Consider the following 14,629-nt stretch of genomic DNA (forward strand, 5'->3'; position numbering starts at 1 on the left):
AAAAGCAAAGAGCAAAGCGAGGAGATGAAAAGAGTATTTAATAATATGAAAGGGTATGGGGATTTAGATTATGTAAGTGCTTGGTATAAAAAGTCGGCAGAGTTTATAAAGGGTACAAAAATAAAAGTCGCTTTTGTTTCAACCAACTCTATAACACAGGGTACGCAGGTGAGTATATTGTGGGAGAACCTTATAAAAGACTGCGGGGTGCATATACATTTTGCCCATAGAACTTTTGAATGGAATAATGAAGCGAAAGGCAAGGCACATGTACATTGTGTGATAATAGGGTTTGCTAATTTTGAAGCGGATAAGAAAAGACTTTTTGACTATGAGGATATAAAGGGCGAGCCTCATGAAATAATATCCGAAAATATTAACCCTTATTTAATAGATTTTGAAAATATTTTTGTAGGAAGCAGAAAAGAATCAATATGCAATGTACCAAAAATGGTATTTGGAAGTATGCCTAATGATGGCGGATATTTATTATTTGAAACAGAAGAAGAAAAAGAAGAATTTATAAAAAAAGAACCTAATGCAGAGAAATATATAAAGAGGTTTATAGGAAGTGATGAATATATAAATAATGTGAAAAGATATTGTTTATGGCTTGAAAATATTTCGCCTGCAGAATTAAAAAAAATGCCTTTAGTAATAGAAAGGGTAGAAAAAGTAAAAAAACATAGATTAAATTCTACAAGAGATGCAACTATTAAACTTGCAAACACTCCTTATTTATTTGGAGAGATAAGACAGCCAAAAAATAATTATATAGTAGTTCCTTTAAATACTTCATCAAGAAGAACTTATATACCTATAGGCTTTATTGACAAAAATATAATAGCTAGTAATGCTTGTTCTATGATAAACACTTCTGAGTTATATTATTTTGGTGTGCTTACATCAATCATGCATATGGTTTGGGTTAAGTATGTTTGCGGTAGGCTTAAGGCTGATTACAGATATTCCAAAGACATAGTATACAACAATTTCCCTTGGCCTTTATCTGTAACTCCTGACATTAAGAAAAGCATAGAGGTTAATGCTAAGGCAGTGCTTGATGCTAGGGCTATGTTTCCAGACTCATCACTCGCCGACCTTTATGACCCTTTAACTATGCCTAAGGCTTTAATTGATGCTCACAATAAGTTAGATGCTGAAGTTGACAAAGCATACGGACTTAAAAAAAATGAACTCAAAAACGAAAGCGACAGAATTAAATTCCTATTCAAAATGTATGAGAAGTATATTGATAATTTATGATTTTGTTTTTATCAACTTTTTTCGTTAAAAAAGTTGCAAAAAAACAAATTATTTTTACTATAGAGTATATTCATTGGTGTTCAGGAAATAATTATGAATAATGATAAAGAAAAACAATTAAAAAAAATTTTTGAGCAAATAGAAAAATATAATGATGGAAAACATGATAATAAAATAATAAAGTTATGTGATGAAGGTTTAAAAATTGATGATAAAAATCCTGAACTATATTTCTATAAAGCTAAATCACTTTATCAACTGGCTTTATACAATATGGATAGTAATAAATATTTAGAAGCAATAAAAAATTTTAATATAGTTTTTAATATTGAACCAGATAATAGAGCTACATATTATAACAGAGGATTATGCTATTTTTATTTGGCTTTAAATGAAAGTAATAGTGAAGAATATCTTAACAAAGCAATTAAAGATTTTGATAATGTAATACTTTTTTTAAATGAATTTGAAAAAAATATAAAAAATGAAATAGGAATAATAGAATTAAACAAAAAATATGATGAAAGTTATAGTATACGAGCTTTATCTTATGTTCATTTAAATAAATATGATAAAGCATTAGATGATTTCAATATGGCTATTAAATATAATTCAAAATGTGGAGAATATTATTATAATAGAGCTAATTGTTATTATAACATTGCTATAGAAAATAATAATGATATGAATAATTTTAAATTAGCAATAAAAGATTTTGATAAAGCAAAAGAATTAGGATTTAATAATAATGATATTTATTTTTTAAAAGGTTCATCTTATTTAAATTTAATAAAAACTAATGATAGTAAAGATAATAATATAATATATTTAAATAATGCAATAAATGATTTTGATAAATCAATTGAATTAAATAATAATAAAATAGAAGCATATTATAGGAAAGGAATATCCTATATGTATTTAGCTTTATCTTCAAATAATAATATAGAATATTTTGAAAAGTCTTTAGAAAATTTTAATATTGCTATAAATTATAATTCAAATAATGGAGAATACTATTATAATAGAGCATCTTGTTATTATAACTTAGGATTAGTAAATGAAAATATAGATGCTAATAATTTTAAATTAGCTATTAATGATTATAATAAAGCTATGGAATTAGGTTTTAATGATTATAAAATATATTATGGCAGTGGGTTAGCATATATTTCATTAGGTTTATTAGAGGATAATAATTCACATTTTGAAACAGCATTAATAAATTTAAACGAATATATTAAATTTGATAAGAAGAATGCAGATGCATATTATAGAATAGGTATATCTCTTAATCAATTAGAAAGATATAAAGAATCTTTAGAATATTTTGACAAAGCTATTTCTCTTAATATTAATGATATATTTTTATATTATTATATTTTTTCATCAAATTTTAATTTACAAAATTATGAAGAAGCAATAGAAAATATAAATAATTTTATAGAATCAAATCCAAATTCAGAAGTTGGCTATTATAATAGAGGACTATGTTGTGTAAATTTGGCTTTAAAAAAAGATGAAAATTACAATAAATATTATGAAATGTTTGAAAAAGATTTTAATAAAGCTATAGAATTAAAACCTAATGACGAATTCATACTTTCAAAAATGGGAGGGTTTTACTATCTTTTAGGATATTATGATAAATGTTTAAATCAATTTAATAAAGTAATTGAGATAAATAAAGAAAATGATTTATCTTACTATTATAAAGGTTTATGTTATTATCATTTAAAAAATTATAATGAAGCTATTAAAAATTATGATATATCAGAAAAATATTCTAAATCTTATCATCATAAATTAAGTATACAAAATAGAAAAATAGAGGTTTTATTAAAATTAGAAAGCAAAGAAAATGATATTTTTAATTTATATAAAAATGTGATATTAGAATTATATAAAAAAATATTTAATGAAAGAATTTTTTATACTTATGATTTATTTAATATTTCATCATCTATAACAAGAGATTTATTATACATAAAAAATAAAATAGATATTGATGAAAATAAAATTATATTCAATAATAAAGAAATTATAAATAAATTAATTCTAGATGATTTTTCTAACAAAGAATATTATTACGAAATAAAAAGTAATAGTTTATATAATTATACAAAGGTTAATAAAAATACTTTAAGAAATATAATAAATAATACTTTGTGGTGCAGTAACACGAAAAATTTTAATGACCCTGTTGATCCTTTTATCAAAAAAAATAGTTATGATAAATCTTATAATTATTTGCTTGAAAGAATGAAAGTTGCTTGTTTAACCACCCATAATGATAGTACTTTGATGTGGAGTCATTATTCTGATAAACATCAAGGTATATGTATTGAATATGATATTAATAATGTCATAGATAAAACTAACATAATTTTAAAAAAAATTAGTTATAATAAAAAAGCGATATCATTTAATATTATAGAAAATATAAAAGATATAATAATATCATATGACACAAAAAACACAGACAGTTTTTTAATCAGTCCTAATTTTATTAGCAATGCTTTAATAGATAATAAACCATTAAATAATATTATAGAATTATTTATGGTAAAATCAAAAGAATGGGAATATGAAGACGAGTACCGTATACTTTTTTATGATGAAAAAAATGAAAATCCAAATGGAACACTTATTAATTTACCAATAAAAAGCATTTGTTTCGGTGTACAGACGTCAAAAGAAGATAAAGAGCTTGTATACAATATAGTGAACTCAATTAATGAAAAAAACAAAAATAAAAACACTAAAAAATATAAAAGAATTAAACTCTATCAGGCTGAACTTGATGACAATGAGCTTTTTAAGATTAATATTAAGCCTTATGAACACAAAAATATTGATAAATAAGCAATAGAATATATAATTATTTCAAAATTTTTATTTATAGGAGTTGTATATATGAAAGTAGCTATTATTTTTGGAAGCAGAAGCGATACTGATAAAATGAAAAATGCTGCCTTATGTTTAAAAGAGTTTGGTATTGAATATAAGGCTTTTGTATTGTCTGCCCATAGAGTGCCTGAACATCTTGAAAAAACTATTAAAGATATAGAGAATCAAAACTTTGAAGTGATAATTGCAGGTGCTGGTCTTGCTGCTCATTTGCCTGGTGTTATAGCTTCTAAAACAATACTTCCCGTAATAGGGGTTCCAATTAGTGCTAGTGTGCTTGATGGAATGGACGCTTTACTTTCTATTGTTCAAATGCCAAAGCCTATAACTGTTGCTGCTGTGGGTATAAATAATTCTTATAATGCTGGTATGCTTGCTGTTGAAATGTTGTCTTTAAAATATGAGAGTGTAAGAAATAAATTAATAGAATATAGGAAAAAGATGAAAGAAGATTTTATTTCAGATAACGAGAAGCCGATAGATTTTGGTATTTAGTAGAGTTTTTTTAAAACATATTGGCGAGGATTAAGTATAAAAATTCTGAAATATATTTATTTACGCTTATATTTAAAGAATAATTTTCTATCAACTTTTTCCCGCAGCAAAAAGTTGCAAAAGCACATATTATTTTAATTTTTTATAAATATAAATTGATGATAATAACATTTAAATTATATATAAAATGTATCTTACCATGCATCAAATAAAATTTTGTTAATAAATTTATATTTTTAGATATATAAAAATAAGCAGTTTTTGCGACATTTTTTGTCATAGCATTACTTTATAATATTAATAAAGAGTTAATTAATAGGAGCTAATGATTATGTATAAAACTATAAAAGAAAAAATTAAAGAAGCAAAAGAAATACTATCAAATGAATCAGAAAATAAAGAAGCATTAAAAACACTATACACATCATATATGCAAATTGAAGATTATAAAAAATCAAAAATATATTTAAAGAAGTATTTGGAGATAGAAAAAAATGATTATAATGCTTGGAAAATATTAGGTAATTACTTGGATATGGATGGTAATTTTAAAGAAGCTGAAAAAGCATATTTAAAGGCTCTTGAAATTAATGATAAAGATATAAGAGTATTTGCTAATTTAGCAAGAACTTATATTAAATTAGATGATAAAGATAATGCCTATAAAACTATACAAAAAGCTATTGAATTAAAAAGCAGTGATGAAAAAATGACAATAGAAATATCAAATATTCTATGTTTGATAAATAAATATGATGAAGCTATTAATCTGCTTGAAAATTTTTATCAAATCTGTTATTCAAAATCTTTAACTGAACGATTAGCATATATTTATGAAATAGTACATAGTTATGATAATGCTGTAGAGTTATATAAATTATTATATGATGAAAAATCACTTTTAAATATATATCTATATTCAACAAATCAATTCAAAAAAGCAGCAAAAATTTGCAGAAAAAATATATATATGGATTATAACAATTACGGATATAAATTAGCTGATATATATTTATTTCTAGGATACAGTAAAGAAGCAATAAAAATACTGAAATTGGCGAAAGATAATGATAAATATTTTTATATGCTAGCTTATATGGAAAGATTATCTAAAATTTATGAGGCTGCTAAAAAATATTCCAAAGCCGCGTATATGAGAGAAAAAATGGCTAATATTGATCCTGATGAAGAAATAAACTGGGCTTATTTATCAAAATACAGATTTTTATCTAATGATTATGACAGAGCAATAGAAGCAGCAAAAGAAGCATTAGAAATAGATAAAGACTATAGAGTTCCTTTATATTATCTTGCTGCAAGTTATAAAAAACAGGGAAAAGATAAAAAGGCTTATAAAATATATAATAAATTAATAAGTAATTTTGAAAACAGAGCGGAAATATTAAAAAACTTTTATTATAAAGATCTGTATAAATACTGTGAAACAGAAGAAGAAAAAGAACATTTTTATAATACTGATTGGAAATATGAAAGAGTTAGTAAAGAAGAATTATTATACACATTATTAAGCTACAAAGATTTAGAAGAATATCAAAAAATAAAAGAAGTTTTTAATGATTACATATACAGAGAAAAAGATAATAATAAAAAAGATATACATTTTTTTGAAAGTAAAAATATAAAAACATACATGAATGAATTTCATTATAATGATGGTTATATAACTTCTATTGAAATTGGAGAAATATTTGAAGAATTAGAAATGTATGAAGAAGCTTTATTTATATATTTTGATGTTCTAAATAAATATTCTTATGATGAAAAAATAGGCATTTATCATAGACTTTACAGCTGTTATAAAAAATTAAATAAAGATGATTTGGCAAAAGAAATATTGAACATAGCAAAAGACATAGGAATTAATACAAATAATTTTGATGAATAATAAAGTTATAAATTAATTTTTTATAAAAAATAGGAGAATAAAATGCAAAATAATAAAAAAAATTACACAATAGAAGAAATAAAAGAATTAATAAATAAAAAAATAAATAATGAAGAACTTGAATATGATGATGTACTTTACTATAAAGAAGCTCAAGAAATATTAAAGAAGCATTTAAAAAATGATCCTAATAATAAAGAATTATTATTTTTATTAGCTCTGGTACAGTATGATGATTCATATTTTAATGATGTATATAAAAAATTAAGAATAACATTAAAAAAACTTTTAAATCTTAATTATAAAAAAGATAAAGTATTATACTATTTAGCAGCATCGTATTATTATGACAGAGATTATGATAAAGCTATAGAGTTTCATAAAAAAGCAGCTGAAATAAATTATACAGAAACAATTAATAACAATAAAGAATATTATTATTATACATTTGGGAAAATAAATTTATATTTAGGAAAAAGCCAAGAGGCTATAGAAAATTTTAAAAAAGCCATAAAATATTCAATAGATTGTTTTAGTGATTTTCATGATGAGTCTGATTATTGGCATTATTTAGGATTAAGCTATGAAAAAAACGGACAGTATGATGAAGCTTTAAAAAGTTATGAAAAGGCATTAGATATAAATGTAAGAAGCGAGTTAGATGATTATTTTTATGATTGTTTAAATGCATTAAAATCATTGTATGATTTATATAAAAAACTCGGTAAAAATGATGATGCTTTGTACGCTTTGAAAGACAGTATAGAAAAAGATATATCAGCACCATTTATGATTATACCAGATGATGATAAGGATTTTAAAGGAAGCGAAACTTATAATGATATAATTGAGGCATATAATGATATTATAGATGATAGTTGGTATTATTGTCTGTCAAATGCATGCCGTGAAGAGCTTGCAGTTCTTTATAGAAGATATGGAGAATATGATAAAGCTATGGAATTATATAATCAAATATCCATAGAAAATTATAAAAATATAGCTGAAACATATAGAGAAGGCAAAAATTATAAAAAGGCAATAAATGCATATAAGATGCTTATAAAAATCTACCCCGATGATGCATTGAATTGTTATATTGATATTGCCAGTACTTATGAAAAAGCAGAAAATTATAATGAGGCTATTGATTATTACAATAAAGCTATAGAAATTGACAGTGGAAATTCAGCCTATTATGTTAATATTGCTGAAATTTATAAAAAATTAGAAAACTATGAAGAGGCTGTTAATTATTATAATAAAGCTATAGAAATTTTAAATGAGCCATGCCAATATCATAAAAAATTAGCAGAATGTTATGAAATGCTTGGAAAATATAATAATGCTATAGAAGCATATAAAGAATATTTTAAAATAGCTGATGAACTATCCCCATACATATATACAAATAGCAGCAGTAAACTTGATATATTAAAAAATATTGCTTCTTTATATGATAAGCTTAATGATATAGAAAATAGAAATTTATATTATAAAAAAGTTATTGAAAAATACAGAGAACTTATAAAAAAATATAAGAGATACAAAAAAGAATATTTAAAAGAAACTGCAGATATTTATATAAAAATAGGAAATAAAGAAAAAGCCTTTGAAATATATAATGACTTAATAAAAGAGTATGATAAAGAAATATCAAAAAATAAAAATGATTATGAGCTTTTAAAAATACAGGCAGATTTATATTTGAAAATTGATGATAAAGAAAGTGCATTAGAAACATACAATAAAGCTATAGAAGTATGTCTTAAAAAGATAAAAAGTTTTGAAAATAAAAAAATATCTAGTGCAGATAATGATGATTATAAAAATAAAATAGATTACTATATGGAAGATTTATCATATTTAGCATGGTTCTATCAAAAAGTTTTAAAACCAGAAAGCAGTATCCCTATTTATGAAGAGCTTATAAAAATATATAAAGAAAATATAACAGATAATGAAGACAGTACATTTTACTTAGAATCTATTGCAGAACTTTATATAAAATTAAATCAAAAAGATAATGCTTTAAAAACATATAAAAGGATTTTAAAAATAGATAAATACAATAATGATGCAAAAGAAAAAATAAAAGATATAGAATCAGGAAAAGAATTAGAAACATCATGTATATTTGGTTTATCTTATAAAATCCAAAGTATATAAGTTTTTTTATAGCAATACCGAAGGCACTTTCTATGGTCGCGGTTTTACTTCGTCAAATAAGCAAAAAGTGCAAGGACTATAGCGTTGTATGTTTGGAATATATAAAACTAAAATAATATTTATATTTTGTTATATATAAAAAGCTATACTTCATTAAATGCAGTCTTTTTGGTTCTTTGTGCCAACAAAAGAACTGGGGGGTACGGGGGCTAGCCCCCGAGAACAATAAAACTTAAAAAATATATTCTAAAATAATTATATTTTATTATATGATTTTTTATTCAACTTTTTCCCGCAGCTTACGCTCTGCGGACTTCGTCAAAGTTGCAAAAAGTACAAATTATTTCGCTTATTCGTATACATTTCTCGAAAGTACAAGTATTATCTCTAATGTCTTAGGAATATGTATTAGTATAAGATAATATCTGCATTTTGGAATATGCTTAAAAGCTAGTTTTTTTAATGCAGTTCTTTCGCTTCTTTTATACCAATAAAAGAAGTGGGGTGCGGGGCAAAGCCCTGCAAATAATTAAAACAAAAAACTCAAAATCATTTGTATTTCACTTTTACTAATTTCAAATCTACTGATATCATAAACAAGCTAGGCAAAAATATTAATGTTAAAAGCGAAGCAAATAAAAGTCCATAAGCCATAGCCATAACCATAGGTACAATTAAATCTGCATTACCTCCAATTCCGTAAACTGTAGGAAGAAGCCCAAATATTGTAGTAACTGTTGTTAAAAATATTGCTCTAAACCTATCTCCTGCCCCTTCAACTACTGCATTAAATACATCTTGTTTTGATTGTATGTTGCCTTCTTCTAATATTCTGTTTATCAAGTCAACCATTATAATACCATTGTTAACAACAACTCCAGCAAGCCCTACTATACCAACAGCTCCCACAAATGACATAGGCATACCATGTGCAGCAAAACCTAATATAACACCAACAACACCAAAAGGTATTATTCCAAGTATCATAAGAGGCTGAACAAATTTATTGAATTGTAATAAAAGTATTATATATATAGCTATAATAGCTACAAAATATCCATACAATATGCTTTGCATAGGCTCTTTAGTTTCTTTTACTTCGCCTCCAAACTCTATAGTTATATTAGGATAATCTTGAGAAATAGAGTTAAAGAATTTCTGAACAGAGTCTGTTACTCTTATAGCAGTAGTTTTTCCTAATACTATATCAGTTGTTAGTGTTATGGATTTTTTACCGTTATAGTGCCTTATGCTTGATTGATTATTTGTAACTTCTATTGTTGCTATATCTTTTAATTGTATGAGCCTTCCGTATGTGCTTGGCATATATAAATTGTTTAATACATTTGTATCGTAAGTGTATTTTTTTTCCATTCGCACTCTAAAATCAAGCTTGTTCTCAAATTGCTGAATAGAAGTAGCAACTATTCCAGAATATGCAGCTCTCAATTCTCTTGCCGCATAAGCCACATTTACACCAAGCTCACTCATTCTGTCATAATCAAATAAAACTCTAAGCTCTTCCATACCAATCTTGTCATCATCATCATAGTTTATAACGCCTTCTAATGTTAATAAATGTGCTTTTATTTTGTCTTTAACCTCTTTAACTTTTTCAGTATCATTTCCTATTATTTTTACATCCACAGCCTTACCTGGTGTTATAGGGAGTTTTGTATGTATTGTAAGAAGTGCTAATTCATCTCTAAGACCAGCCTCTTCAACTGCTTTTTCTAAATCATCTGCTATATCGTATGCTACTTTTTTTCTGTTGTTTGCTGGCACTAAATATATAATTGTTCCTGCGAGATTGTCCATTTCTTCAGAAATATCAACTGTGTTTTTATCTAATTGCTTTCCAAGTAAACTATAAACTGCAATCATATCATTAGTGTCTACTGTTTTGTAAATAATATCTTCTATTTCGCTTAAATATTTTTCTGTCTTATATAATGGAGCTCCAACACCAGCATCCATATTAATAACGACAACATCAGCACTCGTATCATAAACAAGTATAAACTGAGAAAATACTATTTTAAATATAAATATGCTTACAATAAATATACTTATAAAAAATATTAATACTAAATATCTATGTTTGAGAGTAAGTTTCAAAAATTTAACAAAAGGTATTTTTAGCTTATCAAACAATTTATCTTTATCGAAGTCGAGCGGATTTTTAAAATTAAATCTTTTTTTCTTTTTTATGCCTGTCAGCTCTTCATTAGTTATTAAGTTGTTTGGAAGTATCAATACAGCCTGAAATATACTTGCAATTAAAGCTATAATTACAACTTTAGGATATTGATTAAGAAGCCTTCCCATAGTGCCGCCCACAAAAAGAATAGGCACAAAAGAAGCAACTGTTGTGAGCGTTGATATAAGCATAGGCATAAATACTTCATGAACAGCATTCTTTGTGGCATCTAAACCTTTAAAACCTCTTTGGTGAAAGTTAAATATATTCTCTGATACAACTATAGAGTTATCTACAATCATACCAAGTACAGTGATAAGCCCTCCAAGAGATATAATATTAAATGTAATTCCAGAGTATGTCATAAATATCAAAGAAACTGATATAACAATAAGCATTCCGAGAGAAGTAAATATTGCACTCTTAAAATCCAAAAATATTATTAGTATTATAAATATGATAATAAAACCAGTGATGATGTTTGATGATACAGCATTAAGAAGGTCGTTAATGGTTCTTGAGTTGTCAAACATAGGAACTATTTCTATATTGCTTGGAATAGTGGATTTATTTTTTTCAAAGTAAGCATTAACATTTTCTATTGTTTTTAATATATCAGCATCTTCTTTTTTTACTATGTTTATAGAGTATCCATTTTCTTTATTAACTCTCATATACACAGTTTTATCAACAAACATCTCTTCTACTCTTGCCACATCAGATATTCTTATAGGCTTTCCGTTGAATATTGAGCGAATTATAACATTTGTGATTGACAGAGGGTCTTGAAATTGCCCAGTTGTAACTAATAATTTATTATTTGCATCAAGCCCCTCGCTTTCATCCGGCTTCATGCTTCCGCTTGTAAGTCTTACATTTCTTAAAGATAATGCCTGCACTATTTCGCTTAATGATGTGTAGTATTCTTGAAGTTTATATGGGTCTGCTATAATCTGAATCTCTGGGTCTGTTCTTCCATATACTTCAACGGTTGCAACCCCATCAACATATTTAAGCTCTTTTTCAAATCTTTTTGATATATCATAAAGCTCTTTTTCTGTGCCTTCCATGCCTTCTTTAAACTTTATTCCTATATTGTATATTGGAACTCTATTAGCATTAGCCTCTGTAATTTTTATCTCTGTAACATCTTGAGATACATTCGGTGCATTTTGAAGCCTTCTAAATATTTCATCTTTTATAGGTCTTGTATCTTTTATTTTCATGTCTATTCTAATTGTAAGAATACCAGCATTTTCTATCATTATAGAATAAAACTCATCAATACCCGCTATAGTTTGAAGCTCATCTTCTATAGGTATCATAGCATTTTGTTCAACATCTTGAGGCGAAGCACCAGGATATATTACCTGCACTATCATTACATCAAAGTTTGTAGAAGGGAAAGCCTCTTTTTTTATGGCAGTATAAGAAAACATTCCAACTGCTATAGTAATTAATATTATTACATTTACTAATAATCTGTTTTTAGCAAATAATTCTACAATTTTATCCATAATACCTCTTTATTAATAATACCTCGAGTTTTATTATGTTTTTAGTTGTTAAGAAGCACAAGCGAGTTATAATCCATCACCGTGCTTATTATCATATATTCCAAATTAAGAAGTTCTGCCCGAGCATTTACCAAATCTAATCTTGCATTAATTATCTCATCAACAGGAAGCCTTCCCTGCCTAAATCTTTCATTTTGAGTTCTCACTCTCGAGAATAAAGCCTGTACTTCAAGTTTTTTATCTTCAAGCATTGTTTTATACGCCTCAAACTCGTCGTAGTATGTTCCAATCTGCACATCAAAATCTCTGTTTACCCTGTCAAAATCTGCAGTAACGGCTGTTAAAGCATTATACGCATCTTCCATTTTAGCTTTAGCATCTCTTCCGCCTATAGGATAAGAAAACATTAAACCCACGAAATATTCAACATTTGTCATAGTTGAAAAAGAATTAAAATAACCGCTGTCATCTAAAGTGGATAATGATACACTTCCAACTATAGATAAATCTGGAAGAGAATTATTTTTCATTATAGATAATGCATATTCGCTTCTTAGTTTTAATTGATAAGCCATCTGACCCTGAGCACTCTCTAAAAATGGCACAACATTTATTTTAGCATTAATTGAAGTTTCAAGCATATTCTCCCAATCATCTTCATTAGGCTCAACATTCTCTTCTGGTATAAAAAACTGTATGTTTCTAATTATCTTTTTTAAAATTAACTCTGACTTATTTCTTGCTTCTCTATATTTAAGTGTTTGTCTTCTTGCATTTTGATAGGCATCATTATCTATTACGCCGCTTGTGTATCTTTTGTATATTTGATTTTCAAAGCCTCTTGCCTCTCTAATCATTTCATCATAAAGCTTTATAAGTTTTGTAGACATAACCCACTGATAATATATTTTTTGATATGATGTTAATACGCTGTTATCATCTATTATTCTTTTTAGTTTTGCTATTGATAATTGATATTCTGCATCTTTTATTGGGTACATATCTAGTTTACCAAAAAAATCTCTTAATATAGGCTGAGCTATTTGTATTTCAATACTTGGGGCATAATATTTAAAATTGTTTGTGCTTAAATTTGGAAGTCTTCCTACAACAGTTCCTAAAGGAGTATCTACAGGTATTTCCACCTCTCCCATTTTTAAATCACCAAAGTAGCTGTCATGCTGTATTTTTACAGACCATCTTGTGCCAGAATATGGTATAAGTCCGCTAAATCCCGCACCTATTCTCATACCATTATGCATAAAATCCGCTGTTGGTATAATATTATATTCATCAAAGTGTTTTTGTGTGCCTATTGCTCCTGCCTGTAAATCAAACTTAACATCTCCAGAGCTTTTTGCTTTTGTTAGATTATTATATGCATTACTCTCTTGTATCGCTGTTAATTTCATTTCTGGTATTATATTTTTTATTCTTTCAATATATTCTGCATAAGAGAGTATTTCAGCATTTGTTTGAGTGTATATTGAACTGCTTAATAAAAATAAAAATGCGGTAAAATAATATAATAATTTTTTTGACACTTTTGTACAAAACCTCATTATTATTATAATTTATATTTTATTTATGATTATTTATTATATCAAGTACAGAAAAATTACTATTGTATTATAAACTACATTTTTTGTTTTTTGTAAATTATCTTTATAGAAATTAAGCTCACTACTAATATATATGTATATATGGCAATTGTATTGCTTTGCTTTGAGATATTAAGAATATGTATCAAGTATAAAATAATACCAAAATTTTAAGCTAAAAAATGCAGCCTTTTTGGTTAATCTTTACCAACAAATATGTTGTTTTTTCATATTTTTGTTGACATATAAAAAAAAAATATATTATACTGAATTACATGTTATATTTAAACTTTTATCTAAACAGTCTACAGTCTACAGTAGACTTGTTTCAAAAGTACTTGACAAATCAATTTATAGTTTCAAAGAAGTAAGAATTATGTTAATATATTCGTAAAAAAGGATTTTATAAAAATGATTGATTGTCAAAGTGTGATTGGCTTAAAAAAACATATTTATTTCTTTTAGAAGAATTAAGAAAAGTATATAAAGGTTTTAATAATGGCAGACCAAGAAAACTTTCTTTGGAAACTATGCTTTTTATCACTTTTATATATTTTAAACAATA

The 14,629-nt window shown here is 25.7% G+C and carries 7 protein-coding genes; 5 read left to right on the forward strand and 2 right to left on the reverse strand.

The genetic code is table 11. From position 1 onward, the window contains the following. From EPJ72_RS04035 to EPJ72_RS04055, 5 genes are all read left to right on the forward strand, one after another. A partial coding sequence (locus EPJ72_RS04035; RefSeq protein WP_439897257.1) for a type IIL restriction-modification enzyme MmeI occupies positions 1–1,266 on the forward strand: 1,266 nt, incomplete at its 5' end. Positions 1,267–1,359: 93 nt separating this feature from the next. Beyond that, positions 1,360–4,131, forward strand: coding sequence for a DUF2971 domain-containing protein (locus EPJ72_RS04040; RefSeq protein WP_242004907.1), 2,772 nt, complete (start codon positions 1,360–1,362; stop codon positions 4,129–4,131). Positions 4,132–4,182: 51 nt separating this feature from the next. Beyond that, a complete protein-coding gene (gene purE, locus EPJ72_RS04045; protein WP_147730949.1) occupies positions 4,183–4,671 on the forward strand; it encodes a 5-(carboxyamino)imidazole ribonucleotide mutase in 489 nt (162 codons plus the stop codon). Positions 4,672–5,002: 331 nt separating this feature from the next. Next, the gene (locus tag EPJ72_RS04050) at positions 5,003–6,577 is read left to right on the forward strand and encodes a tetratricopeptide repeat protein (protein ID WP_147730950.1); all 1,575 of its coding nucleotides are present in this window, start codon (positions 5,003–5,005) and stop codon (positions 6,575–6,577) included. A 42-nt stretch (positions 6,578–6,619) separates the two neighbouring features. Continuing rightward, positions 6,620–8,746, forward strand: a complete 2,127-nt coding sequence (locus tag EPJ72_RS04055) for a tetratricopeptide repeat protein (protein ID WP_147730951.1) — start codon at positions 6,620–6,622, stop codon at positions 8,744–8,746. 549 nt (positions 8,747–9,295) lie between these two features. Here EPJ72_RS04055 and EPJ72_RS04060 read toward each other — a convergent pair. Further along, on the reverse strand, positions 9,296–12,463 hold the full coding sequence (locus EPJ72_RS04060) for an efflux RND transporter permease subunit (RefSeq protein ID WP_147730952.1): 3,168 nt from the start codon (positions 12,461–12,463) through the stop codon (positions 9,296–9,298). Positions 12,464–12,504: 41 nt separating this feature from the next. After that, a complete protein-coding gene (locus tag EPJ72_RS04065) occupies positions 12,505–14,007 on the reverse strand; it encodes a TolC family protein (protein ID WP_147730953.1) in 1,503 nt (500 codons plus the stop codon). Positions 14,008–14,629: the final 622 nt, after the last annotated feature.

It is taken from the genome of Brachyspira pilosicoli (assembly GCF_008016535.1).
Classification (GTDB): Bacteria; Spirochaetota; Brachyspiria; order Brachyspirales; family Brachyspiraceae; genus Brachyspira; species Brachyspira pilosicoli_A.